At 40.4% G+C, this 25,774-nt stretch carries 32 protein-coding genes and 1 pseudogene; 29 read left to right on the top strand and 4 right to left on the bottom strand.

The genetic code is table 11. From position 1 onward, the window contains the following. Nucleotides 1–203: 203 nt before the first annotated feature. The 13 genes and pseudogenes from AB447_RS02565 (at nucleotide 204) to AB447_RS26635 (ending at nucleotide 10,415) form a co-directional block, all read left to right on the top strand. Complete coding sequence (locus AB447_RS02565; RefSeq protein ID WP_048355606.1) at nucleotides 204–1,463, top strand: MFS transporter; 1,260 nt, start codon at nucleotides 204–206, stop codon at nucleotides 1,461–1,463. 173 nt (nucleotides 1,464–1,636) lie between these two features. Then, complete coding sequence (locus AB447_RS26625; RefSeq protein ID WP_232517678.1) at nucleotides 1,637–2,101, top strand: response regulator aspartate phosphatase; 465 nt, start codon at nucleotides 1,637–1,639, stop codon at nucleotides 2,099–2,101. Nucleotides 2,102–2,113: 12 nt separating this feature from the next. Then, on the top strand, nucleotides 2,114–2,767 hold the full coding sequence (locus AB447_RS26630) for a tetratricopeptide repeat protein (protein WP_232517679.1): 654 nt from the start codon (nucleotides 2,114–2,116) through the stop codon (nucleotides 2,765–2,767). Between the two features lie 715 nt (nucleotides 2,768–3,482). Further along, complete coding sequence (locus tag AB447_RS02575) at nucleotides 3,483–3,971, top strand: cation:proton antiporter regulatory subunit (protein WP_048355605.1); 489 nt, start codon at nucleotides 3,483–3,485, stop codon at nucleotides 3,969–3,971. 16 nt (nucleotides 3,972–3,987) lie between these two features. Further along, nucleotides 3,988–5,211 (top strand): cation:proton antiporter, encoded by a 1,224-nt coding sequence (locus AB447_RS02580; RefSeq protein ID WP_048355604.1) that lies wholly within the window; start codon nucleotides 3,988–3,990, stop codon nucleotides 5,209–5,211. A 255-nt stretch (nucleotides 5,212–5,466) separates the two neighbouring features. Beyond that, complete coding sequence (locus AB447_RS02585) at nucleotides 5,467–5,991, top strand: Rok-like winged helix domain-containing protein (protein ID WP_048355603.1); 525 nt, start codon at nucleotides 5,467–5,469, stop codon at nucleotides 5,989–5,991. Between the two features lie 321 nt (nucleotides 5,992–6,312). Continuing rightward, a complete protein-coding gene (locus tag AB447_RS02590) occupies nucleotides 6,313–6,591 on the top strand; it encodes a DNA-binding protein (protein WP_411801401.1) in 279 nt (92 codons plus the stop codon). Between the two features lie 134 nt (nucleotides 6,592–6,725). After that, a complete protein-coding gene (locus AB447_RS02595; protein ID WP_048355601.1) occupies nucleotides 6,726–7,109 on the top strand; it encodes a UPF0715 family protein in 384 nt (127 codons plus the stop codon). A 790-nt stretch (nucleotides 7,110–7,899) separates the two neighbouring features. Further along, on the top strand, nucleotides 7,900–8,334 hold the full coding sequence (locus AB447_RS02605) for a dUTP diphosphatase (protein ID WP_048355599.1): 435 nt from the start codon (nucleotides 7,900–7,902) through the stop codon (nucleotides 8,332–8,334). A 54-nt stretch (nucleotides 8,335–8,388) separates the two neighbouring features. Continuing rightward, a pseudogene (locus tag AB447_RS02610) lies at nucleotides 8,389–8,971 on the top strand (class I SAM-dependent methyltransferase). 173 nt (nucleotides 8,972–9,144) lie between these two features. Beyond that, on the top strand, nucleotides 9,145–9,663 hold the full coding sequence (locus AB447_RS02615; RefSeq protein WP_048355610.1) for an AAA family ATPase: 519 nt from the start codon (nucleotides 9,145–9,147) through the stop codon (nucleotides 9,661–9,663). Between the two features lie 55 nt (nucleotides 9,664–9,718). Beyond that, the gene (locus AB447_RS02620) at nucleotides 9,719–10,072 is read left to right on the top strand and encodes a DUF3221 domain-containing protein (RefSeq protein WP_231592090.1); all 354 of its coding nucleotides are present in this window, start codon (nucleotides 9,719–9,721) and stop codon (nucleotides 10,070–10,072) included. A gap of 175 nt (nucleotides 10,073–10,247) precedes the next feature. Then, nucleotides 10,248–10,415 (top strand): hypothetical protein, encoded by a 168-nt coding sequence (locus AB447_RS26635; protein ID WP_231592086.1) that lies wholly within the window; start codon nucleotides 10,248–10,250, stop codon nucleotides 10,413–10,415. Between the two features lie 376 nt (nucleotides 10,416–10,791). On the opposite strand, the gene AB447_RS24920 is transcribed toward AB447_RS26635, so the two are convergent. Further along, a complete protein-coding gene (locus AB447_RS24920) occupies nucleotides 10,792–10,890 on the bottom strand; it encodes a YjcZ family sporulation protein (RefSeq protein ID WP_082142405.1) in 99 nt (32 codons plus the stop codon). Between the two features lie 433 nt (nucleotides 10,891–11,323). Here AB447_RS24920 and AB447_RS02625 point away from each other — a divergent pair, with 433 nt between their 5' ends. The 7 genes from AB447_RS02625 (at nucleotide 11,324) to speG (ending at nucleotide 16,848) form a co-directional block, all read left to right on the top strand. Further along, a complete protein-coding gene (locus AB447_RS02625) occupies nucleotides 11,324–12,166 on the top strand; it encodes an MFS transporter (protein WP_231592087.1) in 843 nt (280 codons plus the stop codon). 16 nt (nucleotides 12,167–12,182) lie between these two features. Then, a complete protein-coding gene (locus AB447_RS26640; RefSeq protein ID WP_231592088.1) occupies nucleotides 12,183–12,482 on the top strand; it encodes an MFS transporter in 300 nt (99 codons plus the stop codon). A 436-nt stretch (nucleotides 12,483–12,918) separates the two neighbouring features. After that, entirely contained in the window at nucleotides 12,919–14,334 is a 1,416-nt protein-coding gene (locus AB447_RS02630; RefSeq protein WP_048355609.1) for a flavin monoamine oxidase family protein, read from the top strand. A 639-nt stretch (nucleotides 14,335–14,973) separates the two neighbouring features. Then, nucleotides 14,974–15,564 carry a TetR/AcrR family transcriptional regulator gene (locus AB447_RS02635; RefSeq protein ID WP_048355597.1) on the top strand — a complete coding sequence of 197 codons (591 nt, stop codon included), beginning with the start codon at nucleotides 14,974–14,976 and terminating at the stop codon, nucleotides 15,562–15,564. Between the two features lie 73 nt (nucleotides 15,565–15,637). Further along, nucleotides 15,638–15,973, top strand: a complete 336-nt coding sequence (locus AB447_RS02640) for a DMT family transporter (protein ID WP_048355596.1) — start codon at nucleotides 15,638–15,640, stop codon at nucleotides 15,971–15,973. Next, complete coding sequence (locus AB447_RS02645) at nucleotides 15,973–16,287, top strand: DMT family transporter (RefSeq protein WP_048355595.1); 315 nt, start codon at nucleotides 15,973–15,975, stop codon at nucleotides 16,285–16,287. Before AB447_RS02640 ends, AB447_RS02645 begins: the two co-directional genes overlap by 1 nt. A 33-nt stretch (nucleotides 16,288–16,320) precedes the next feature. Further along, complete coding sequence (gene speG, locus AB447_RS02650) at nucleotides 16,321–16,848, top strand: spermidine N1-acetyltransferase (protein WP_048355594.1); 528 nt, start codon at nucleotides 16,321–16,323, stop codon at nucleotides 16,846–16,848. A gap of 138 nt (nucleotides 16,849–16,986) precedes the next feature. On the opposite strand, the gene AB447_RS02655 is transcribed toward speG, so the two are convergent. Both AB447_RS02655 and AB447_RS02660 read right to left on the bottom strand, forming a co-directional pair. Further along, nucleotides 16,987–17,877, bottom strand: coding sequence for an FUSC family protein (locus AB447_RS02655; protein ID WP_053075425.1), 891 nt, complete (start codon nucleotides 17,875–17,877; stop codon nucleotides 16,987–16,989). Between the two features lie 91 nt (nucleotides 17,878–17,968). Continuing rightward, the gene (locus tag AB447_RS02660; RefSeq protein ID WP_048355593.1) at nucleotides 17,969–18,166 is read right to left on the bottom strand and encodes a DUF4177 domain-containing protein; all 198 of its coding nucleotides are present in this window, start codon (nucleotides 18,164–18,166) and stop codon (nucleotides 17,969–17,971) included. A gap of 152 nt (nucleotides 18,167–18,318) precedes the next feature. On the opposite strand from AB447_RS02660, the gene resA reads away from it, so the two are divergent. The 5 genes from resA (at nucleotide 18,319) to AB447_RS02685 (ending at nucleotide 22,160) form a co-directional block, all read left to right on the top strand. Then, on the top strand, nucleotides 18,319–18,858 hold the full coding sequence (gene resA / locus AB447_RS02665; protein WP_048355592.1) for a thiol-disulfide oxidoreductase ResA: 540 nt from the start codon (nucleotides 18,319–18,321) through the stop codon (nucleotides 18,856–18,858). Between the two features lie 117 nt (nucleotides 18,859–18,975). Then, nucleotides 18,976–19,776: a DUF2935 domain-containing protein gene (locus AB447_RS02670; RefSeq protein ID WP_048355591.1), complete on the top strand. Its 801-nt coding sequence runs from the start codon at nucleotides 18,976–18,978 to the stop codon at nucleotides 19,774–19,776. A 132-nt stretch (nucleotides 19,777–19,908) separates the two neighbouring features. Then, nucleotides 19,909–20,817 carry a hypothetical protein gene (locus AB447_RS02675; protein ID WP_048355590.1) on the top strand — a complete coding sequence of 303 codons (909 nt, stop codon included), beginning with the start codon at nucleotides 19,909–19,911 and terminating at the stop codon, nucleotides 20,815–20,817. 112 nt (nucleotides 20,818–20,929) lie between these two features. Next, on the top strand, nucleotides 20,930–21,229 hold the full coding sequence (locus AB447_RS02680) for a hypothetical protein (RefSeq protein WP_048355589.1): 300 nt from the start codon (nucleotides 20,930–20,932) through the stop codon (nucleotides 21,227–21,229). A 325-nt stretch (nucleotides 21,230–21,554) separates the two neighbouring features. Then, nucleotides 21,555–22,160, top strand: a complete 606-nt coding sequence (locus AB447_RS02685) for a TetR/AcrR family transcriptional regulator (RefSeq protein WP_048355588.1) — start codon at nucleotides 21,555–21,557, stop codon at nucleotides 22,158–22,160. A 57-nt stretch (nucleotides 22,161–22,217) separates the two neighbouring features. Here AB447_RS02685 and AB447_RS02690 read toward each other — a convergent pair whose 3' ends face one another. After that, entirely contained in the window at nucleotides 22,218–22,757 is a 540-nt protein-coding gene (locus AB447_RS02690; RefSeq protein WP_096891826.1) for an AAA family ATPase, read from the bottom strand. 175 nt (nucleotides 22,758–22,932) lie between these two features. On the opposite strand from AB447_RS02690, the gene AB447_RS26105 reads away from it, so the two are divergent. The 4 genes from AB447_RS26105 to AB447_RS02705 all read left to right on the top strand — a co-directional run bounded on the left by AB447_RS26105 (nucleotide 22,933) and on the right by AB447_RS02705 (nucleotide 25,639). Then, entirely contained in the window at nucleotides 22,933–23,073 is a 141-nt protein-coding gene (locus tag AB447_RS26105) for a hypothetical protein (RefSeq protein ID WP_172796311.1), read from the top strand. Next, entirely contained in the window at nucleotides 23,066–23,899 is an 834-nt protein-coding gene (locus AB447_RS02695) for a prohibitin family protein (protein WP_048355587.1), read from the top strand. The genes AB447_RS26105 and AB447_RS02695 overlap by 8 nt, the downstream gene beginning before the upstream one ends. Nucleotides 23,900–23,980: 81 nt before the next feature. Further along, on the top strand, nucleotides 23,981–24,739 hold the full coding sequence (locus AB447_RS02700) for a hypothetical protein (RefSeq protein WP_057957423.1): 759 nt from the start codon (nucleotides 23,981–23,983) through the stop codon (nucleotides 24,737–24,739). A gap of 60 nt (nucleotides 24,740–24,799) precedes the next feature. Then, a complete protein-coding gene (locus AB447_RS02705; RefSeq protein ID WP_048355586.1) occupies nucleotides 24,800–25,639 on the top strand; it encodes a thymidylate synthase in 840 nt (279 codons plus the stop codon). Nucleotides 25,640–25,774: the final 135 nt, after the last annotated feature.

The raw sequence follows: 25,774 nt of genomic DNA on the forward strand, positions 1-25,774 counted from the left end.
TAACCTGCTCCTTTCCTGCACCAGATGCAGATTCCTTTCTCCATCGACTTAGCTCCCGATTCATGACTAAATGACAAAGTCAGCTTTTATAAATTTTTCTTAAACTATTCCTGTCCTTCATTGCTCGAAAACCAAAAATAGGATATGCTTAAAAAATAACAGATGTAAAAAAGAGGGATTTTTGTAAGGGGGATTTACGCAAAATGGATGGTGGCAATACCGTATGGCAAAAAAACTTCACCTTTCTTTTTTGTTCTAAAATGGTGAAAATAACCGCAGACAGTTTAGCGTTCAATACGATTCTATGGTTTTTAATCTTGGATGGAAAAGGGGCTATAGGGACCGCGTTTTTAATAGCTGTAAGTTTTCTTCCCCAGGCAATTTTAGGGCCGCTCATTACTCCTTTAATGAAAACAAACACATTGAAGTTCTGGATGTTCTTTGCAGACTTAACCAGAGCGTCATTGATGTTCATTATTCCAATATGCTACTTCAATGGTTTTTCTCCTTTATGGTTTATCATATTGCTTATGCTGGTTCATTCTGCCACAGGAGCTTCATATGATCCTGCTTCTGTTTCTTTAATTCCGAAAATTGTGAAAGAGGATCTCATTCAAAAGGCAAATGCGATAATACAATCTGCGGGGCAGGCAGTTAAGCTGGGAGCGGTTACACTTTGCGGTGTATTGATTGTATTGATTGGTGCAGCTCATACGATGCTTATTATATTGCCGCTCTATATAATATCAGCTATGTTGGTGCTGTTCATTAAATATACCGTTAGTAAGAATCGAGTGAATGCCCAGGCAGCAAAATCACATGAGCCATATATAAACAAGTTAAAGAGAGGCTTTATGCTTTTACGGCGTCATCATATTTTATTTCCTTTGGCCATTTTTTGCGTATTTTTGAATTTAGGATCTGCACCGTGGGAAGCACTGGCAGCAGTCTACATAGCGGAAGATTTAAACCAAGGGGCAATTATTCACTCTATAGTGAGAGTTTTGACTACCAGCGGTGCGTTTGTGATGGGATTTATCTTAACTAGGGTCAGAGTGAATCGTTATGGGCTGCTTTTTGTTACGGCAGGTATCGTAGAGGGAACGGCGTTTTTCATAACAGGTATGAATTCTCTTTTGTTATTAGTGTTTGTTGCTGCTTTTGTGTTGGGAGCGACGATTAGTGCAATAAATGTCCCTGAACATACGATTATTCAAATATCAGTAGACAATGAGGATCAACCTCAGGTATATGCTGTTATAAGTATGATTTCATATGTGATGATTCCTCTAGGTGCTTTATTAGCCGGGTATGCCGCAACTGTTTTTGGCGCAGGAAAAGTAATCGCTTTTGGAGGATTGGTTGAAATCATAGCCGGGATCGGCATATTGATTTTCACAAAACTTTGCAAAACTCAACGATCAGACTTGTCGCAGGCTAAAGAAGACAGTTTAAAATTATAAAAGCTTTGGGGATATTAACTATATACGTTTTGGATTCTTAATTTTCAGTCAATTTTAATATATAGTGTCATTAGTAGGAAAATCATGTCGATTTAGTTTATCTAAAGGGATTGATTTGGGAAAGAAATTGTATTTCGACTTTCTTGTCTAATGAGAGAAGAGGGGGTTAAGGAATGTCTGCAGAAAGCGTGATTCCTTATGATCTAGTAGCAACAAAGATGAACTATTGGTATAACTGTATAAAAAATAATAGGAACACTGCAGCTGAAGAAGCAAAAGCTGAAGTCGAGCAAGAAATAAAAATGATGGAAGAAAACCAGGATGTTCTTGTTTATTTTTCGCTGTTAGAGTTTCGTCACCAACTTATGCTGGAAGAACTGTACCCAAATACTGGTGCAAAGATTGAAAAGCAATATAAAAAGTTAAAGGAAACAAGGGGAACTCGAGATCTAAACGGGATGCTTGAATATTATTATTATTTCTTTATGGGGATGTATTACTTCAGACAAAAAGAGCTTGTTTTTTCATTGAATTGTTACAGAAAGGCTGAACTGGAAATAGAAGCTATAGAAGGAGATAGTACAGAAAAGGCTGAGTTTTATTTTAAAATGGCTGAAGTATACTATCACATGAAGTAAACCTATTTTTCAATGAACTATGCTAAGCGAGCTTACGCCATATATAAAAAAGAGCCAACATACGGCAACAGGCGTGTGCATTGTCAATTCGTTATAGCAGGTAATTGGCTGGACAATATGCATATAGAAGAAGCTTTGAAACATGCAAAGCAAGCATTAAAGGATGCCGAGAAATTTGGCGAAAATTATTTGATTAGAAAGGCACTTTTTAACATTGGGGTATGTTATACTAACCTTGAAGAATCTGATAAAGCATCCGAATTTTATTTAAAATCCCTAGATATTCTCGAACCGAGAAATGATGAATTTGCAGCCAGAGCTTTATACCTTTTAGCTTACACAAAAGCAAGGCAAAATGATCTGAAGTCATCGAAAAAGTTCTATGAAAAATCATTAAAGTTAGCTCGAAAAAACAATATTGTAGAAACTTTGGAGACATTGAAGATTGTTAAAGGGATTTATTTCAATCACGATCTAGACCTTGTAAGAGAAGCGTTTAAGTATTTCGAAGAGAAAAAGCTGTATCCTGATATGGAGTGGTATGGAATCTGTATAGGTGATGTTTTAACTGAACAAGGCGAAATTTTGGGTGCAAATGAATTTTATCGTAAAGCTATTACAGCACGAAAAAAAATTCGAAGGGGAGATTTTCTAAATGAAATCTAAATTATTGGTTTGTGCAGTTTTATTATTGGGTTTCACAGGAGTAGCTGCTTCTTCGTATATTCACACGGAAAATGACAGTTTTAATGTTGCGATTAGAGTCGAAACTTGATGTTTAAACATCCTTGTTATTACAATAAAGCTTATAATTTTTCAATGAGCATATAATTAAAGTAACAAACGAAAGACCAACCCTTTAACTTGCACAAGGGGTGGTCTTTTTTTACTGGAAATTGAATTTACAATCAGGTTCTTTTTGCATGTAACTTCTGTAATTTTATCAAGTACCTGTTCCTGAATCCCTCCACAATTACCCGTTAATTCAAAATAATTTTATGAAATCCTGCGAATAAGCGCGCATTCGTGAGAAAATCAGATTAAACGGAGGGAGTCAAAAGATATTTAAACAAGTGTCGGCTAATTACATAATATTTGGCATTTGAAATGTTATAAAACAATACTATAATGGTATTGAGTTACATGGATTAAGAAGGTTTATTAAACAACATATGGAATTTTTAAATTTAAAAAGGTATTCGTAACGATTTCATCTTTTTTATCTTCTCATAAATATTCGCTGGGAAATTTAGAAATTTGTTAAATATTAAAATTAAAGATGTTTTGGGATAAGAAGGGGCAATCGGGAACGGGTAACCGATTCTTTCAAAATTTGACCCTTCTGAGCCGGCCAAATATTGTTTCAGAGGAGGAATATGAAATGAATATTCGAGAAAGCGAACTTCCGGGAATCGGATATAAGTTTGAGATCATTACAAAAAATCAGGATAAGTTGGTCATTGTAATCCATGATGACGGCCGGAGAGAAATTTATCATTTTGATGCTGACGATCATGAAGAGGTTCTGGTCAGTGCTACGTTTAATGATTCTGAAGCCAGAAAAATTGCAAGTATATTAGGCGGTATGGCGTATAAACCCCAAGCTTTGGAAACCGTAGATTTTGCTTTTGACGATACAATCATTGAATGGTATCAAGTAGAACCCAATGCACCCGCTGTAAATAAAACCATTGGTGAAATTGATATCAGAAATAACTTTGGAGTTACTGTCATTGCGATTAAGAAAAAGAACATCAAAAAGTCGCACAATCCGGGATCGGATACAGTTATTGAAGCTGGTGACACATTAGTTGTTTCAGGAGAAAGACAGCAGATAAAAGAATTAATCAAAAAGCTGTTATCAACCTAAGGAGTGGAGATTATAGATGGATCACTTAGTATTTGAAGTTGGTACGGCACTTGTCATAGTTGCGATTGGCGCTGTTGTTGCAAACAGACTAAAGTTTTCGATCATCCCCTTTCTAATTGTTCTTGGGATGATTGTAGGCCCACATGCTCCAACGATTGGGATTATTGATTTAACGTTTATCGAAAGCAATGAAATTATTCAATTTCTAGGCCGAATAGGTGTACTTTTTTTACTTTTCTATTTAGGGCTCGAATTCTCTGTCGGCAAGCTGGTCAAATCAGGACAAAACATCGTAGTAGGCGGCAGTATCTATGTGGCCATTAACTTTATCTTAGGTCTGCTGTATGGATTTATCACAGGTATGCCTTGGATGGAAACGCTCATTATCGCCGGACTGCTTAGTGTATCTTCCAGTGCGATTGTAGCCAAAGTTCTTGTCGATTTAAAAAGAACAGCTAATCCCGAAACAGAGCTTATCCTGGGGATTATTTTATTTGACGATATCTTTCTCGCTTTATTTTTAACAACAGTGTCGGGCGTCTTGCTTGCAGGTTCTACATCTTTCCTCGGTATTCTCACCTCTGTTCTTATTTCCGTTGGTTATATGTTACTGTTCTTTATTATCGCACGAAAAGGTGCTTCGTTATTAAATAAATGGTTAAACATAAAATCAGATGAAGTTTTTATCATTGTGATATTTGCGATCTTATTTTTTGTTGCGGGATTTTCAGAAACACTTCACGTAGCAGAAGCGATTGGTGCCTTATTGTTAGGCTTGGTTTTTTCTGAGACTGAGCATCGAGATCGTATTGAACATCTTGTCGTTCCGTTTAGGGATTTTTTGGGGGCAATTTTCTTTTTCAGCTTTGGATTAAGTATTGATCCATCAACATTAGCTGATGCCATTTGGCTGGCATTAGGTGCAGCTGTACTTACGATTATAAGCAACTTTGCAGCCGGAATGATCTCTGGAAGGAAAGCAGGGCTATCCCATAAAGCCTCTACCAATATCGGATTAACCATCATGGCCCGGGGAGAATTTTCTATCATCGTAGCTAACTTAGGGGTTACAGCAGGATTAAATCCTATTTTAACGCCTTTTACCGCGCTCTATGTTCTCATTTTGGCAGTTGCAGGTCCACTTATGGCAAAAGAAAGCAAGAACTTTTATAAGCTTTTAAACAAAATTTTTAAGTGGAGCAAACCAACGGAAAAGAGAAAAATGAAAGTACCCGATTAATCTATATACCGATCTTCGCTAATTGTCTACAGCATTTTCACTTATATTTCTTCTTCATTGCGGATGACTTCTCATAAGTGCGGCAGATATGCCCGTTTTTCCTTTCTGGTTTGCCTTATACATTCTTGAATGGGATGTACAATCAATAATAAATCCAACAGTTGTGAAATTGTGAATAATTATGAAAAACGATTGTTAAACATAAAAAAGTCCTATACACTATAAGTAAATAATGGTTTTTAGGAGATGGCGAACGTGTTCAATGAAAGAGAGGCGCTCCGTTTAAGACTTGAGCAGCTCAACGATGCTGAGATCAGTGTCATGCGCGAACTCCGGGAGGAACGGAATGAAATTTATTCTAAGCTGCGTGAACTAGACAATAACGAGCCTAACATGATCCACAAAAAACCGCTTTTAGAGTTAGCCAATGCAAATGCAAATGCAAATGCAAATGCAAATGCACAACCTTTTGAAAAAAATAAACCGGAGAAATCAGCACCAATTGCTTCATCTACAATCCCCAGAAGAAAACCCAAACCTGGAACGAAAGCTTACAAACATCGTGAGGCAGCTTTAAAGATTTTAAAGCACCACAAAGGTGAAATAAAAAGCCGTGAGCTTCAAAAAGAAATTGAAAAAGAAACGGGGATGTCAATTCCTAATATGACGACATTTATGCAGGGATTAATAAAATTTCACCCTGAAGTCGAAAAGACATACCGGGGTCAATATGTTCTCAGAAAAGAAAAAGGAAATGCCGTTGACGAAAGCCCTTCTTAAATAAAGCTTTTGTTAGGATTGTTCCAAAAACAAAAGGGGAAGCAATGTGCCGAATGTCGGGGAGCAGATGAACCTAATTGCAATCCAACAAGGTGAACATGTTCAAGTTGCTGAAAAGACGGTCTGTTGATACACATTTTTCGAAATAGCATGAATGAGGATTGTAGGAAAGTCATCCCTTTGACTTTTCTGCTATCTCAAGGGGAGGGCCTTTTTTTACTTGAATATAGTTTATAATCCCCGTTAATGATGTAAATCAACTTGTGAGAATTTATTAATGAAGAAAAATAACGATAAATAGGCGAAGGATGGATCATACTTATGGATCTTTTATGGTTAGGCATCGGCTTAGCTTTAATGGGCTATTTCATAGGGGATGGATTAAAAAACTTTAAAAGTCCAAAAACAAACTCTCCTGGGTACACATCATTAATAAAAGAAAAGGATCTGCACTTTTATTTAGGACTAAATAAGGAAGAGACTAAGGAATTATTAAGCAAGTTTCCTAATGCACCTAAAGTTGAATTAAAGGGAACAACATATTATCCGTATAAGCAATTTTTAGAATGGATGTCATCAAACGATATTTATAAAAATTAAGGTGAAAACGTTTATTCGCTTTTATAAACCCTAGACGTAAGACTATAACTTTAAAACGCACTGTCTATCAGTCAGTGCGTTATTTAATCACTAAAACACAAATAGAAGAAGTAAGAGTGAAAGGGGGTAAAATCGTGCGGGTTAGAAGGTATCTATACACGCTGATTCTTTCATCTCTGGCAGCAACATGTGTTTATATGATTGATTTAGGATACTTTCATTATATCCCATTGGTTGCTGTCACTATCATTCTTATAGTCTGCTATGCAATATTTGCTATACCGGTTCAAGTTTTCTTAAATCGTAATCCGAAGAAATTTAATTTCAAATATTTATTTATATACAGCTTTGTATCCTTTTTAGTCTGGTACATCTTTGCTATCACAAATAACGCGGACGATGTATTCAGCGTTTTTGGAAATGCTACGATTTATTTTTACAGTATTACTTTTGCTGCGATCTTTTGGTTTTGGGATTCAGTTTTCCTGCAGATCAAGAGTAATAAAGAGAAAGTGTAATGGGGATTCCATAAGAAACACTATCCTGCAAGCTTTTCAATCATAATGAACCAGGTTGGCGGCACATTACATAAAACATTAGGATAGCAACAGCGCGCAATATTTATTTTTGGAGGTTATGATGTACTTTATATCAGGATTTATTTCATTTTTGCTTGGCTTATTCATGTTATTCTCCTTACAGTTGTTTTCGATTGCTTTTCCTAACAATGTGATTGATGGGGAAGGCAATGGTGAAGCTTCAGCCTATTTTCAATCATCTGTATTGTTTTACCCTATATTATTCATTATATTGGGCTTGTTATTGACCTTTGTTCATTTTCGAACAAAAAAGTAAGAAAAAGTAAATATAAAACTGATTGGCAATATGAAGAGGAGTCTTATCTAACCATTGCAGACAATCAGACTCTATGTTGAAAGAGAGGACCGCTTAGCATCAACATGTTGAAAGGCTAGATCATATACTGACACTTTCTTGTCTAACGCTTTAATGAACTCCTTAATAAAGTTCCACAAATCTTAATTCGTTCGGGAATTTGTAAGATTACCCAATGCTGTCCGATAATGGAGAACAAGATAATGTGAATGTGTTTCATATCTTACTCTCTATTCGATTTATCAAAGATCTGGTATTTGGAACAGGCAGTAAAAGGATTAAAAATAGACTGAAGAGCGAGGCGGCCACACCCGTCATATCCCGCTCAATATGAAGCGCAGCATTGGTTTTAAACGAGAAGCCTTAACTGCTATACTTATAATCAAAGTTGAAATAAAAAAGGAGTTAACACATATGCCATTGCAAATCAAAATCAAATATGCAGACGAAACACAAACGCGCATTTCAAAAATCGAACAGGGTGATTGGATTGATCTGCGAGCTGCGAAAGATGTATCTATTCCAAAGGATGAGTTTAAACTGATTCCTCTCGGAGTGGCGATGGAATTGCCTGAAGGGTATGAAGCCCATGTCGTTCCCCGTTCAAGTACATATAAAAATTTCGGTATCATTCAGACTAATTCAATGGGCGTGATTGATGAGTCATACAAAGGGGACAATGATTTCTGGTTCTTCCCGGCTTATGCGCTCCGAGATACTGAAATTAAAAAAGGAGATCGGATTTGCCAATTCAGAATTATGAAGAAGATGCCTGCAGTTGAATTGGTCGAGGTCGATCATTTAGGCAACGAAAACCGCGGAGGACATGGATCCACCGGAACAAAATAAATAGCCGAAGCTTGATGCCAGGTGATATCTCATGTGGGAAAGGAGAATCGGATCATGACTTCCTTCTGGAATACCCGTTTTCAAGATGAGAACTATATTTATGGAACCGAACCGAATGCATTTTTATCAGAATCTCAGAAAAAGCTTCAGTTATCAGGTGACGCATTAGCCATTGCGGAAGGTGAAGGGCGGAATGCCGTTTTTTTGGCCGAGCAGGGAATGAATGTCACTGCATGGGATTATGCCGAATCCGGTTTGCGAAAAACTGAAAAGCTTGCCGCATCGCGGGATGTAACAGTTAAAACTGAGCTTGTTGATTTAAATGAAGCGTCATGGACAAAAGACCGGTGGGACGAAACACTTTCCAAAAGAGTTGCGCCAAAAAACGCTTCTGGGAGTGAAAGAAGCGATGAAGCCGGGGGGATTTTTTGTTGCGGAGGTTTATTCCATTCACCAAATTCCGTATAAAAGCGGAGGGCCGCAAGCCTTGGAACTTTTATATTCTCCAGAAGAGTTTTTGCAAATTTACGCAGATTGGCGCATTGTTCACTTTTTCATGGGGGAAGAGGTCCGTCATGAAGGGGATTTGCATAATGGCTTGTCTCATGTTATTCAATTTATAGGACAAAAAAGATGAGAGAGAAGGCTGCTTGATCATCAAATACCGGTTAGTCTCATGGTAAATCGGCCATTTTTTGTCCAGCTACCTTTGCATGCCGGCGGCAAACACGTCAAATGTTTTTTTGATCAAACAGGATCATGATCACTTCTGCCGAAATGAAAACATACATATCAAAAGCAGGTGGAACGATGAAAAAAATTTATATCATATCCGGGCCGGCAGGGGCAGGTAAATCGACGATTGCAAAGAGGCTTTCCGAACAGTTTGATCATAGCGCTTATATTGAAGGAGACGTCATCAGCGATATGGTTATCGGTGGCTACCGCCCGCCCTGGGAATGCGAAGAATCATTGGCCTTGACTTGGGAAAACATCGCTGATGTAAGCATTAATTTTATTCAGGCAAATAAGACGGTCGTGATTGATTATGTCGCTTTTCCGGAAGAAGTGGAAGCCTTTTCTCAAAAGGTTTATGCCGAGGTGAAGGATGCTTTAATTTTTTATGTTGTATTACGGGTTGAAAAAGGTGAATTGTTACGAAGAGACGCCTTAAGGATAAAAGAACATCGGATGGGAACAAGATGTTTGGAATTAGCTGATGAATTCGAAAGTAAGGGAATAGATGAGCGTTTTCTATACGATACAACAAACTTAGATATCCCCGCTATCCTTCTGAATATAAAAGAAAATCCTGGATTCAAATATTAAAACGCGTGTGTTACGCTCTTTTCAATCTTAGAAAGGAGACGGTATATTGCAAAGGGTGTTCGTGCTTATTTCGGTTTTTGCTATTCTAGCTGGGTCCGGATGTCAAACGAATAAAGAAATTGAAGCTCCTGAAAAAGGGCAGAGCATTGTCGGCTATGTCATGTTAAAGGAAGGGGATAGAGCAATCCTTGTTGAGAGTCAGCACAGGCCAAAAAAAGAGAATTACAGGCTCACCGAAAGAGAGATCATCCAAAAATACCGGAACAAAGTGACTGTGTTAGGGCTCAGTGACATCAATAACAAAGAAGAGCTTAAACAGAGACAGAAAGTAAAAGTATGGCTTCACATGCTTAAAGAGTCAAACCCTCCTCAAGCAACGATTCATAGATTTGAAAAAATCAAGGAGTGACCTCCGCGCATCACATTGAAATAAGAAGGCTGCATATCAAGGACAAAAAAGAGCGGAACCCCCATTTTTTAGAACGGTGGTTACGGATACATTGCCAAAGCTCATTTTAAGATATCGAAAGTGAAATCGAAAATCAGAAGCGGCACTTGCAATGTGATTTTGATACAAGCGGGGATTGCCGAAATTTTTTGATCGCTTAGATAAAATCTGCAATAAAGCGACCGGAACGATTAAATACGCTTCTGCCAGTGAATTGATTTATCAGCGCACAGATGGAGCATTAAAAGAATGGTATGAGATGGGAGCTGTCCATCCGAAACGCGGGACAGGGGGGTGCTTTTAAACGGGATGCTTCCTGAGCAGGGGCATCGAAAAATTTGCTTGGACAGAGGCTATTAGAATGCACAGGAGATATGGAAGAAGAAATTCGGCGAGCATGATGATTTGCTGAAGGGCGCTGACCATATGATTTGAAGGTTATGGCCTTGTGATGCATCCACCCTATTCCGCAGATAATCGAACCCGGCAAAAAAGGCCCTTTATCAAAGGGCCCCTTCTATTTTAAAACAATAACATGAGGAGGGTAAATGAATTCCAACGGATTGATCTGACAGTTCGTTTTGGGAGGAGTGCAGAGGAGGGTAACACCCATAGAACTGTTAGCCGGAGGGTGTTATTTCTGCACTTCTCAAGTTAAATAAAGTTAAGTGCCCATTTGATTAATAAAATCCTCCGCCGACCCAGCTAGCACCGACGATGATCAAGAGAATGAACAGAACAACAATTAATGCAAAACCTGCTCCGAAACCTCCGCTCATGTAGTTCACCTCCTTGAAGTACTAGTTTATCCTATGCCCGCAGCGAGCAATTGTATAGATCATTTATAAGGGTTTTGAAAAATGGTCGAGTTCATCAATAGAGGGAAGGAGATGACCGGCTGCACAGCCCGGTACGCGCACTTTCATCTTGGTGTTGCTCGCGCAATGGAAACAGAAGGATTGCTGCGTGAGGGGAAGGGCTTCGATTTCAGCTAACATCCATACAGATTTTTAAGAACAAAAAAGAAAGTCGATTTTTTTTCGCAGATCTGGAAATCGGCTTTCTTTTTATGTTAGACAGTTTGGAGGTTGTCTTTTATTTCCTGCAATGATACCGGAAGATTCCCAATCCAAAGTGATCGGAAATAGCTCTGCCGGCTTCTTTTAGAGGTTATCTTGTAGATAGTCTCTATTCTTAAAGCGAGGGAATAGTTTGAAGCATTCATGGATATTCAAAGGCGATTTTTTTAAACTGTGGTCTGGCACTTTTTTGTCGTTATTAAGCTCTACACTTTTTTATTATTCTTTAATATGGTGGTCTCTAAATGAAACAGATAGCGTCTTAAGTGGAAGTTTAGTAATCGGATTGGGGCTGGGAATATCAATAATACTTTCACCGTTTACCGGCTGGCTGGCAGACAGGTTCCATAGGGGAAGAATAATTGCCCTCTCTGATATCATCATTTCTCTTTTATTTTTCGTTATTGGTATTTTAGCCATTTTTAATTTCACATCCACATTACTATTAATCATTGCTAGAGCATTAATTTCTATCTGTTTGACGGCTATCGAACCAACTTCACGATCTCTTATTTCTGATACTCTTGAAAGGGATGTGATTGAAAAAGGGATAGCATTTCAAGAAATATTGAATCAAACTGCTCAGGTTACAGTTCCTATTATCACCGGTGTGTTATTCACTTTTTTTCCTTTCGGATATGTATGGATTTTATGCGGTTGCCTGACTTTTATATCAATTTTTTTGGAGTTTTTGATTAAAGATAGAAGAGGCAGTCAAAGCGAGGTCGCATTTAGCAGAAGGCAAATATTCACCGGATTCACCAACCTAATAAATAATAAACCTTTGAGAAATCTATTGTATGGTACAAGTATACAGCAGCTTTTGTTTAGTGGGTTCCCGATTTATATTGCTATATGGACTTCTATATTAATTAAAGATAATGAATGGATTGGCGGTTTTTCAATCAATTTGGGGAATAGGTACACTAGTAGCAGCAATTACTCTTTCTTTTTTGGCAAAGCAAGAACACCTTAAGGTTGTAGCTCCTACGTTGATGTTAATTTTTGGTCTGTTACTTTCTCCTTTAGGATGGGTTACAAATGTCTACATAGGTTTAATTTTACTTATTTTAACTGGCGCTATTAGCGGAGTCGTGAATATTTATCTTGAGGGCTATCTGCAAAGAGTGACCGAAGGAAGTGACAGAGCTAGGTCACTGGGAGCATTTTTTGCTGTGAACAGCTCTTTAATGCCATTGGGATATGCTTTAGCAGGGGTGGTATCAGAAGTTGTAGATAAAAATGTTCTATTCCTGATAATAGCTCTTCCAACACCTTTGGTTTCATTTTAAGATCAGTTCAAATTTGGGAAGGGAAAGTTAAAAAGATCCACGGATCCGAAAAAGCAACTCCATTATAGGCGACCAGAAGAGCCAGTTACTTGTGAAAGCGGTAAGGCTTGTAATTTTTTCACTAAAAATGGTCTCACTCGAAGAATTGAGGACACATTTGTTTTAATGGAAATGAAAAAAGGCATGGCCAGTTAGTTTGGCTGAAAGATGGCTCTATGAACCTCTTGCCAATTATAAATTAGCTCTATAATATTGAAAGAAAATTTCCGTTTGGAAAACGATTGTCAGGAGTGAAAAACCTGAAGGGATTCGGAAGTTAATTCAACAGCAAAAAAATTCATTAGATCGTGATAGGCACCCTTTTTGGTGAATATAATGCAATAAATCAAAAAAGAGGGTGCCTCGCAAAGTGAATGCTCGATTAAAGAACAAAGACATGATCGCGATTATTAGAAACGGTCTTCCGGCATCACATCGTCCGAAGCGCATTATTGTCGTTGGTGCCGGGTTGGCCGGGCTTGTGGCAGCGTCTTTGCTAAAGAATGCCGGACACAACGTGACGATTCTGGAAGCGAATGATAGAATCGGAGGACGTGTCTACACTTCGCGGTCCCCCTTTAGTGCCGGATTGTATTTCAATGTCGGGCCGATGCGCATTCCGGATATCCATTCTTTAACTTTGGAATATATTAAAAAATTCAGGCTGTCAACAAATGTATTTTTGAACAGGACTCCAATGGACAGCATTTATGCCAACGGCGTCAAAACGCGTCTCCACATATTTGAAGAAAATCCGGGCATTTTGAGATATCCGGTTGCACCAAATGAACAGGGAAAAACGGCTGAAGAGCTGATGCTTTCCGTATTGCAGCCCATCCTCGATTTTATTAATCAAGATCCTGCGAGAAATTGGCGTATTGTCGAAAAACAATACAGGAACCATTCGTTAGGCTCTTTCCTGAATACTTATTTCTCAAGCGGTGCAATCGATATGATCGGCGTACTTTTGGATATGGAAGCGTACATGGGGATATCCCTTGTTGAAGTATTGCGGGAATCGATATTTTTCACATCGCCGACTCGCTTCTATGAGATAACAGGCGGCATGGACCTGCTGCCGCAGGCATTTCTTCCTCAGTTAAAAGAAAATATTCTTTTCCATCAAAAAATGGTGAAAATTTCTCAAGATCAAAACAGAGTAACGATCCATTGCATTCATCAGCAGTCGAGAGAACATACAGCGCTTTCAGGCGACCTTGCGATCATCACCATTCCTTTTTCAGCCTTGCGGTTTGTAAAAGTTGAACCATTCGATTCCTTTTCCTATTTTAAACGGAGGGCCATTCGCGAACTCAACTATATAGCCGCAACAAAAACCGGGATTGAGTTTAAGAGTCGATTTTGGGAGAAAGCAGGGCAGCGCGGCGGCAAATCCATAACTGATCTTCCGATTAGATTTTCGTATTACCCAAGCTTTGGCATCGGATCGAATGGACATGCAGTCGTATTAGCGAGCTATACATGGGCGGATGAAGCGCTGACATGGGACAGTATGTCAGAAGGAGCGCGCCTCTGGTATACTTTAATGAATTTATCGGAAATCTATGGAGATATTGTGTGGTCTGAGTTTGTGTCCGGCGCTTCATTCAGCTGGAGTCTGAACCCATTTTCCGTCGGGGGATTCACAGCTTTCGAACCAGGACAGGAATTAGAGCTGTATCCTTATATTCCTGTTCCAGAAGGGAGAATCCATTTCGCCGGGGAACACACCTCACTCGCTCACGGATGGATGCAGGGAGCGATCGAATCCGGAATTCGAGTGGCGAATGAAGTAAATCATTTAACTAAATAATGTCTTCTCGCGTTGGGAATATGGATTCCAGAAAATTAAGACGTTTATTGAGAAGAGCCGCAACAGTATTGAATCAGCGGCTGGCTTTTTTAAAATTCGGGTTATTGTGATAAGAATCATGTTATCGGGGCTCAATCGTAATCTTAAATATCACATAGTTGAGGTGTATACGATCGCGGTTCCAAGCGTTACACTACTCCGCCGGAATTGTTCTGATGAGGGGGCTTCCAGAGACGATCCTCACGGCGCGTGCAGCCTTTTATTTAAAAGGGGAATGTGGAATTCGTTAGCATATCTCCGTCAGTTTTGTTCAGCATTTGCCCGTCTTTGGGCAGCCGGCGAAGGGAAAGCAAAAACAGAAAGTGATCAGGCAGAAACGATCAATCACTTGCACTTGCAAATCTTTTTTTAAAAACGCTCGAATTTTCGTGAACGTGGTGGGCAAGGCCGCGACTCAATGCGGGATAGGGGAGTGAAGAGGATCAAGGTTTTCCGTCATATTGTTTTCTGTTAAATCTGAGATTAACCATCCGTTTGACTGTTGTATTCAAGGACAAAAATTGAGCTGCACAGTTGACACCAAAAAACCAATCAACTAAAATGACTGAGAGTCATTCATTTATTAGGGGGGTCTTCAACTTGCCAAAACAAACGTCGGGGAAATACGATAAAATTTTGTACGCGGCCATTGAAGTCATTTCTGAAAAAGGGCTTGATAAGGCCTCCATTTCGGATATTGTGAAAAGGGCGGGGACCGCACAGGGGACCTTTTATTTATATTTCTCATCGAAAAACGCCTTGATTCCGGCTATTGCAGAGTACCTTCTGACGCATACGCTGGATAAGATTAAAAGCAAAATTAACGGCACCGAGCATTTCTGGACGGTTTTGGAGATTCTGATTGATGAGACATTCAATATTACAAATGCTCATAAGGATATTATCGTTCTTTGCTATTCAGGTCTTGCCATCGACCATTCAATGGAAAAATGGGAAGCGATTTATCAGCCGTACTATAAGTGGCTAGAGGGAATTATCGGGAAAGCGGCCGAAAAAGGCGAGATTATATGTGATATCAACGTAAGGTGGACGGCGAGAACGATTATTAACTTTGTTGAGAATACGGCGGAACGGTATTACATCGGGGCTGAAAAAGATGAAGATATCGAAGTTTTCAAGAATGAGATCTTTACATTTTTAAAAAGAAGCTTAGATGAACATAAAAAATGATGGTTTTTTGCCGATCATTTTTTCTCGCCCTAAAAATGACTGACGTTCATTCACAAAACAGGGGGTGTTACAAATGAGTTGGCTGATCGTTATAATTGCAGGTTTTCTTGAGGTGGTCTGGGCTTCTGCACTTAAACATGCTGATAGTTTTTCAGATTGGCTGATCATTCTATTGTTGATTGCGGTCAGTTTTCTACTCTTGATTTGTTCCTATAGAAAAATTCCGATGGCTTCCGCTTACACCGTATTTGTAGGAATTGGAACGGCCGGCACGTATTTAACGGGAATTTTTTTAGGAGAATCTTTTTCCGGAGGCCAAATATTCTTTTTAGCCTTGCTGCTTGCGGGCATTGTCGGAATGAAGATTTTCACGAAAGAAAAAAACGCTGGGTCAGGAGGTGAACATTGATGGCATGGTTGTTGCTTTGCATTGCCGGCGTTGAGGAAGTGATTGCGGCTGTAGCAATGAAATATATTGATGGTACAAGAAAGAAATGGCCGATCATCGTGATGACGCTGGGCTTTGCTCTGTCATTTTATTGCCTTTCAAAAGCGATGCAGGTTCTTCCTTCAGGCGTCGCGTATGCAGTCTGGACCGGGATTGGCAGCATCGGCGTGACGGCGGTCAGCTTTGTTTGGTTTAAGGAACGGTTTCGCTTATCACAATTGATTTCTCTTTGTCTGATCATCGTCGGGGTCATCGGCCTCCGGCTCACTTCTTAATTATATATTTTAAAACCTTTGGAGGATGTTTACATGGATAATCAGTTAAAATTGCGTGCGTTGGAAAGAGAAGACTTGCCGTTTGTGCACCGCCTCAATAATGATGCGAAGATCATGTCTTACTGGTTTGAAGAACCTTATGAAACGTTTGTCGAATTGCAGGATTTATTTGATAAGCATATTCATGACCAAAGCGAACGCCGTTTTATCGTGGAGAAAGATACAGAAATGATCGGTTTGGTGGAACTGGTCGAGATTGATTATATTCACAGGAGAGCAGAGTTTCAAATCATTATTGATCCTGAACATCAAGGCAAAGGCTATTCAGCTGATGCAACCTTTTTGGCAATGAATTACGCGTTTTCCGTTTTAAATTTGCACAAACTTTATTTAATCGTCGATGAAGAAAACAAAAAGGCCATTCATCTTTATAAAAAATGCGGTTTCTCAATCGAAAGCGAGCTTCAGGATGAATTTTTCGTAGACGGCTTTTATCATAATGCGATCAGAATGTGCATTTTCCAAAAGGAATTTTTAGCGATAAAACAACGTAAATCGTGACAGCTAGTGTCCGGCTGGACCGGCTTGTAGTTTAATTGTGATTGAAAGCATCTAAAAAGTTCTTCGTTTCTTGATATAAAGCAATCGGATAGATGTTCGGAGCAAGCTGAGGGGATATTCCTGCCAGGCGTTCAGGGTTCAAATCTTGAGCTGCCGGAAATATCTTCTTTTGCTGTTTTTGAATGCCTGGCCGATGATATCGATCTCTTCTGCCCACGCCGCCCGGTCGTCTGAAGACATAAGGCCGGAGGCGCCCCATTCTAAAAACGTTTTGATTGTGTTTGACAAATATGTATATCCTTCCGTAAGATCATTCATTTCCCGTTTGTAAGTATTGAGGTTTTGCCTGTTTTTTTCGCCGGCAAGATTAAATTTTAAGCTGTCTGATGCATGGTGCAGAGCTTTTTTGGTTTGGTGGAACTCTTTTAATAATGCATCGGTTTCTTTTTGAAGTTTTTCTCCTTTTACTTTTTGACATCCTTCTTTGATCCAGGAAGATACGTCCGTAAAAGCGGTATTGATTTTAATTGAAAATTGGCGCATTGATTCTGAGGCATACTTTGTCAAATTAGGCGGGTAAATCATATGAATCAATATGGCTACGGCCACTCCGATAACGGTATCGATGATCCGGTCGAATGCATAATGATTTGATTGTTGCCCCAATGAAAAAACGAATAAAATGGTGATCGCCGTTTGGTGCAGCCCGACTTGATCTAATTTCAGCCATTTCGAGATCCATAACCCCAACACCAATAAAGCGCCCAAAACCCAGCCGTTGTGCGGGACGAACGAGACAATATAAGCGGTCAAAAGGACTCCGATGACTGTACCGGCGATTCGTTTGAGTGAAAATTTGACGGTTTTGCCTACTGTTCCATGGAGACATAAAATGACGGAGAGCGGGGCCAAGTAAGGATGATTCGATCCAAACGCTTTTGCGATTTCCCATGATAATGCCGAGGCTGCCGCCATCTTCCAAATGAGCATTGTTTTAAATTCAGAATCCCACTTCTTTTTTCTATCCATGTTGTTCTGTGTTCCCTTTTTGTGAAATATAGGTATATTTTTGTTCTTTTTTTCGCTTTTTATGTGGGTTTCTTTTTGGAATTGTCAACGCCTAGTCACTGGACTGGGCATCCCTTTCAAAGATTAATTCAAAATAAGCTGCTGATCCGTATCCGGACGTGCCTGGGGCGAAAATTTGAACAAAACGCCATCCTTTACCGGCGTAATCGTGAATGATTTGCTGATAATCTACCTTTGGTTTTCTGTTGAACGAGCTCAGCTCGACTCTTACAAATTCGTATTCTTTCATTTTTGAAACCTCCTTGCCAGTTACATACGTACTACAGGCGTGAAAAGTTTCATCAAACGGACAAAACAGCTTTTTGCAGAAAATGAAGGGATTGACACCTGTTGCATCAAATTATTATGGGAGATGATGTATGAGTCAAAGGAGAAAATACAATGAAAACAAAGAAGCGGCTTTTGTTTAAGACCATGATTCTCGTCCTTTTTATTTCAGCAGCGTGGTTCGCTCTTTACCAGCAGTTTGCTGTTAGCGGTGACAGGAGGGGAAGCGCGGAGCTTCACCAGCCGGCTCCGAACTTTACATTAGCTGAGGTGAACGGCGGAAAAATAGACCTGAAAGAGCTGAAAGGCAAGGCGGTTGTCGTGAACTTTTGGGGTTCCTGGTGCGGGCCGTGCAAAAGGGAAATGCCGGTCATTCAAAAAGCCTATTCCCGTTATAAAGGGGAAGATCTTGAAATCGTTGCCGTGAATGTTCAAGAATCAGACGCTGTCGTAAAACGTTTTGTAGACCGCTACGGCTTAACTTTTCCCGTCGCTCTTGATAAAAGGGCTGAAGTTTACCGTTCCTGGGAGATTTTTAACCTGCCGACAACGTTTTTCATTGATTCAGAAGGCGATATCATGCGCGCTTATGAAGGAGAAATGTCATCCCGCAAGCTCGATCAGTGGATAGACGAATTGCTGAAAAGGGGTTAAGGATTGCAGCGGGCGTGTTACGGTCATACACAGCAGCAGGGGCCTGTGCCTTGATCATAATTCAAGCATTCGCCGAATAGCCATAATGAAGAATGGTTATGAGAGGGAGGCGCGATGTTGAAAACATATCAGGAAACAGCGGTCTTTGAGCACAAATTCTGGCTTCAGGTTTTGGGGGATCACGCCCGTTTTATTCTTGATTCGTTGGCTGAGAGAGAGAAGGGGGATATTGAGCAGGCAAAGCGGTTTAAGCAAGCGTTTGATGTGTTGTTGAAGAAAGTCAGCGCTTCCTCTGATTTGTATTCGCTGACGATGGAAGCGGAGGAGTATGCGCTGAGTTTTAGAAAGTTCAAGCTTTCTATTATTAAAAGGCATTTAACCGGCGATATTAAAATTCATCTTTCTCCAACGTTTATTAATCATATGGTAAATGAGCTGGAAGAATATTTGCTTGTCATGAAATATTTGAAAAGAAATGAAGTCCCTCCTATTTTTCACGAACTGCACCATCATATGCTGTGGCTGATGGATGCTGCCGGACACGCGGGAGCGATCAGCGATGATCTCGACGGAGTGGAAAAACGCTTGAAAAAAAAGAGCCGGGGATTTGAGAAGCATTTTGAACAGTTTTATTTGAAGTCTGTGGAGCTTACCGGTTATTTAAGAGCCAATGTTGAATCGTTTCCGGCTCTTAGAAAAATGAATGAGGACATTAAGCTTGAAATCGATTTATTCCGCACTTTTCTCCACGAGATAGAGGAATTGGAGTTATCCGATCAGGTACTCGGTACGTTTTCAGCGCTTATGGCAGACCATATGATGAGGGAAGAATGCTACTACTTAATGAAGATCGCCGAATCGACAAATACGCAAAAGCCTGCATGTGATCCCGCAAAGCCGCGTCTGCAGGAAAATTAAAGCGTACGTCAGTATGTTTTTTATGACCGCATTTTGTTAAAGAAATCCATTTTGTTTCCGATGAACAAAATAGGACAGCAATTTGCGATAAGAAAAGGAAAATATTATGAGGAGGAAAGGAGAATACCTACCTTGCTGAGAAAACAAAAATGGCTGGCGCTTTTTCTGATTGTCTTTATCGCTCTGGCGGGTGCTGATTCAGCTTTAGCCGAAACGCCTTCCGGGAAAGACAAAGCCATGTATGTATGGAATGTTCGGCAGGAAATGAATACGCTGGACAACCGGAACAAGCTGATCAGCTTTGCTTTGCAAAAAGGGATCAATTTGATGTATGTCATGACAGGAGATTACCTGAAAACTGATCCGTATAAATATGAAATGCTGAATGCTGCAGCTGCTCAAAACGGAATCAAGGTTTACGCATTAAACGGCGATAAATCGTGGGGGCAGCGTCAAAATGAAGCGTTAAACCAGATGCAACAGATTTATGATTTCAATCAAAAGGTCTCAGCCGAGAAAAGGTTTTCCGGTATTCAATTTGATATTGAACCGTATTTAAACTGCGAATGGAAGGATAAAGAGGCCCGGAAAACGCTGATCAAAGACTATTTGGATCTTCTGGCTAAGCTTAAGACTAAGGCTGCATCTGAGCCGGGGCAGATTCCGATGTCCGCGGCAATCCCGTTTTGGTGGGACGGAGCGGAATACGATTATGTTTATCAAGGAACCGCAAAAAAATTGGCTTATCATGTGATCGATATGATGGACGGGGGCGTGACGATGATGGCCTACCGAAATACCGCAGCAGGAATCATTTCGATCTCAGAAGGGGAAGCCGATTATGCGGCCAAAACAGGAAAACCCTTTTCCGTCGCTGTAGAAACGAAGGATCTTCCAGAGGCCTATACAACTTTTTTTGGAAAAACGGAAACCGACATGAACCAAGAGCTCGATATCGTCGACTCGCGCTATGCAAACCTTTCCGTTTACAGGGGATTAGCCATCCATTCGTATGAATATTTCCGGTTGATGAAGCCGTGAGACCGGAATTCCGGAAAACACGCTGCTTTACCTTTGCGTATGAAAAAAGATAACATGTAGACAAAGGCCGGGATATCGATTTCGTCTGTCCTAAAATACGGAGGTAATAAATGTGAGGGAAGAGCAGCACGTCATTTCCGCGATTTCTTATCATAAAACAGAAAAGATCATCGAATTCAATCAGCAAAAATATTTAAAAATACAGCACCGTCTGCATTTATACAAAGATAAAATCCAAAGCGCAAGCCGTCAATTTCGTTTGGAACATATCCATGATATATCATACAGGCCCTTCACTGACGCCGGCCTGCTTTATCTCCATACAAACCAGGGGGTCTTCGCATTTGAGGTAAACGGAGATCCCGGGCATTTTATTCATTCCTATAAAAAACTGAAAAGTTCGATTAAATAAATTAGAATATATGTGATGTTTTTAGCAGTAAATGTTAGAATGGATGCTGGGAATTTTATGAAAATTTGTATCAGGAAAGTACCTCTGGGTACAAATTTACATACCGTTTGACCTTATTCGATTCATTGGAGATTACGGCCTTATGTCACTTGGCGGTCCCCGCCTGACACTGCTATGCTTGATATCAGAGCGTCCGTCCTAGGCTGTTGACTCCATTTTGAGCGAAAGAATGGAGCGCTTTTACAAATACCATCCGGTGCTTAACGCTTCTACATATTCTGCATACATACCCATTCACTTTCAATCAAAGAAGAGAGGACAGCTAATGAAAAAGAACACACTGAATACGGTTCAAAAAATCATAGATGCCGGCTGCCGGCTGTTTGCCCAAAATGGCTATTCGGCAACCTCGGTAGATGAAATCATGAAGGAAGCAGGTTATTCAAAAGCTACGTTTTATCTATACTTTAAATCCAAAGAGTCATTATTTCTTCATATTATGAATGAACAGATGGAAGAGCGTTTTCTGATCAGCATGAAATGTTTTCAGAAAAAGACTTTGAGGGGTTTGTTGACAGGAATCGAATACTTGATTCAAAAAACAAATAAAGAGCATACGACGGCTTTATTTTTGGAATTTATGGCCAACAGCCACAGATATCCGGAAATTGAGAAGAAAATCGCATTATTGTATGAACGGTGGAGAGAATTTTTTGTTTTGCTGATCGAGCAGCTGCAGGAGGAAGGAATCGTTCAGACCCAAATTCCCCCGAGGGTTTTGGCTTCGACCATGATCGCGATTTTTAGCGGCTATAACCATCAGCATCACGCAGATCCCTCGATCAACAAAAAGGAACAGCTTCAATCGATCATTTTTTTGCTCAATCCCAATATCCATTCTCAATTACGGGATAAAATATTCAATACATAACAAATGCCTTTATTACATCCGGCGAAAGAGACTGCAGACAACGTCTGCAGTCTTCCTTTATACAAGACGCGCTTCAGGTTCTGCCCGCTTTATAATTTCATTCAGCGTTTCTTCCTGCGTCAAATCAGATGAATCAATCCAAAGCCCTATTTTCGGATTTTCTTTTGCCAAAATGCTGTAAAGGGCTTCAACCTCCCAGATGCGGTAGCCTGTTTTATTGCGCTTTTTTTCTCTGTCGATAATGGCTTCAATATTTGGATGCAGCGTGATGAAGTAAAGGGGGTGTACTTCAAATTCTTGAAGAAAAGTATTCACTTCTTTTCCTAAATAAATATCCTGCAAAACAACTGAAAATCCCGCTTGATAGTACATTTCCGCAACCTTTGCCGCCATCCTGTAGCGAAGTCTTAACTGTTCTTCCGCGCCTTCCCTGCCATCAGGCGACATATCGATGCGACCATGGACAATCATCTTCCGGAATATATCGCCCTTAACGTGAACACCCTGATCGAATTGTCCGGCCAACATCTGGGAAATCGTTGATTTTCCTGAAGCCATGATTCCGGTAATAATATAAATCCCTTTTTTTAGGGTCAACTTAATTCCTCCAAATCATTTAGAAAGGGTTTGTATATGCATATTCATGTTCTATCTTTTTTATTTTAAATCAAAAGGAGGCTTTCTTATTAAAAAATGAAACTTTAAGTTCATATGAACGTAAATATAGACAAGAGGAAAAGTCATACTGTACGGCCGGCGAGGAGGGGAAAGAATGAAAGTCATGATCGGTTCTATCATTTTGCTGATGATCATAGGGTTTGGAGTATGGCTGATGCTAAGCCCGCTTTTTAAAAAAATCGGGAGCGGAGCGAGCAAGATCAAGAAAACGCTGGAGGATGACGGGGATGAATGACATTCAAACAAAAAAGAATAAAGGCAAAGCATGGCTTGGCGGAATCATCACAGCGGTCGCCTTAATTGCAGGGGGATTTTTGGCATCGCTGTTTATCGAAAAGATTCCGAATGGCTACGTTGGAGTCGTGTACTCTCCAAACGGGGGCGTAAAATCGGAAACGCTTGATCAAGGCTGGCATTTCGTCGGACTGTTTGACAAGGTGACGGAGTATCCGGTCCGGATGCAGACCGTAAACAACCAGGACATTCAAGTAGCAACCTCCGACGGAAAAAACATTTCAATGGATATCGCCTATAACTATGTCGTCCAGCCTGATAAAGTGGTAGAGCTGTTCAACAAATTTGGAGCCGTGGATATATCATCGATTGAAGACAGCTATCTAAAAACAAGGCTGTGGGACGCTGCAAGAAAGTCGATATCGAAATATTCAGTCATCGATACGTACGGCCAAAAGTCTTCTGAAGCTGCAGCGGAAATTCAAAAAACGTTTGCAGATGATATGAAAAGGCTCGGTTTTGTCATCGACGATTTAACCCTCGGGGTTCCAAAGCCTGATAAAGCGACGCAAGAAGCGATCGATGCGCGTGTCAAATCATCGCAGGAACTGGAAAGAACGCAGACTGAGCTCAAAATTGCCGAAGCTGAAGCGAAGAAGAAAAAGATCGAAGCGGAAGGGATCGCAGAGTATAATGAAATTATCAAAAAATCAATGTCAGACGAAATGATTCAATACCAATGGATACAAAAGTGGGACGGAAAAATGCCGAAGGCTACGGGTTCGAATGCTTTCATCCAGCTTCCGCAAGATGAAAACGATAAATAGTTCAAACACATCCGTGAAAAATCCCTTACCTGTCTAAGGGTTTTTTCGCGTATTTGATTGAAAAAGGAAGGAGAGTGGAAAATGATTGCTTCGAACGACATCCTTTTGACATGGAGAAAATTTGACCGTTTTCCGATGGAAACGCTGACGAAAGCGTGGTATGATCAGCGGGCCGGCGAAAAGAAGCAGCGTGATGTGTCTTTAATGAAAGAGCATTACCGCCAATACGGGATTTCAGGCAATTGCTTTGACCTGGCGATTTGGCTGCTTGACGAATTTCAAAAAAACGGGATAGAAGCTTATCCGATAGGGCATCATTTCAAAACAGACGGCGCGCATGCCGCGGTGATCGCCCTTGATGAAAAAGGTCGGCGTTTTTTATGCGATTTGGGTGACCAATGGCTGCAGCCGATTTTAGTGGACGTTGACTCCGAAGACTATACCGTTGAAAAATTGAGCGGTTTTTTTCCGGCTGCCCAGGTTCAAGTGAGGCCCCTCTCAGAGCGAATAGAAATCGTCTACCACAGGCCTAACGGAAAAACGTCAACCCAAATCTATCACCCGGAGCCTGTCGACAAGAAGCTTTTTTTAGAAGCCGCTGAATATTCTCAAACCGTATTAAGCGGTGAGCCGCTATTGGAATGCCGGGTGCCGTATCAAGGTGAAACGGCGCATTGGGAGTTTTCCGGCTGGAACAGCTGGTTGAGCACAAGCAGGGGGTTGGTCACAGAGCCCGCATACGGCGATGTTGAAGGGTGGGTCGAAAAAATTCATCACATGACCGGGTATAACAAACATGTCCTGAGCGAAGCCTTGGAGATTTACAGCTTACGAACGTAAGATTTTTCTATTGAAAAAAACGAATTTTATTCATATCATTTTTGGTGAGGAGAGGATAACATGAGCCACTATGATCAACAATACAACGCAATCATCCAAAAAATCATTGAAACCGGCATTTCTGATGAAGAATATGACGTGCGGACAAGGTGGGATTCAGACGGCACTCCGGCCCATACATTGAGCATCATTAGTCAGAAGATGCGTTTTGACAATTCAGAAGTTCCGATTTTGACGACGAAAAAAGTGGCTTGGAAGACGGCGATTAAAGAATTGCTGTGGATCTGGCAGCTTAAATCAAACGATGTCCGGACGCTTCAGGATATGGGCGTGCACATCTGGGATCAGTGGAGGCTTGAAGACGGCACGATCGGTGCGGCTTACGGGCATCAATTAGGCAAGAAAAACAGAACGATAAACGGCGAAAAAGTAGATCAGGTCGATTATTTGCTTCATCAATTAAAGCATAACCCGTCATCGCGAAGACATATCACGATGCTGTGGAACCCGGACGATTTGGATGATATGGCGCTGACGCCGTGCGTATACGAAACGCAATGGTATGTAAAGGAAGGAAAACTATCCTTGGAAGTAAGGGCGAGAAGCAATGATATGGCATTGGGAAATCCGTTTAACGTGTTCCAGTATAATGTATTGCAGCGGATGATAGCTCAAGTGCTGGGATATGAACTCGGCGAATATATTTTCAATATCGGGGACTGCCACATCTATACCCGTCATATCGACAATTTACATATTCAGCTCAAACGCGAGCAGTACGAGGCTCCAAAGCTGTGGATCAATCCGGACGTTCAAAATTTTTACGACTTTACGATTAACGATTTTAAATTGATCGATTATAAGCACGGCGACAAGCTGACGTTTGAAGTTGCAGTATAAAAAGAGGCGGGAAACCGCCTCTTTTTTTTTTACTTTCGGGAGGATTCAACGTGAAGAAAAAACTCGCCTGACTTTATGCCCATCATTCAAACATTGCTTATGTGAAAGACGTATTCCCGGCATACGATATCGATC

The sequence above is a fragment of the Bacillus glycinifermentans genome, from assembly GCF_001042475.2.
GTDB lineage: Bacteria > Bacillota > Bacilli > Bacillales > Bacillaceae > Bacillus > Bacillus glycinifermentans.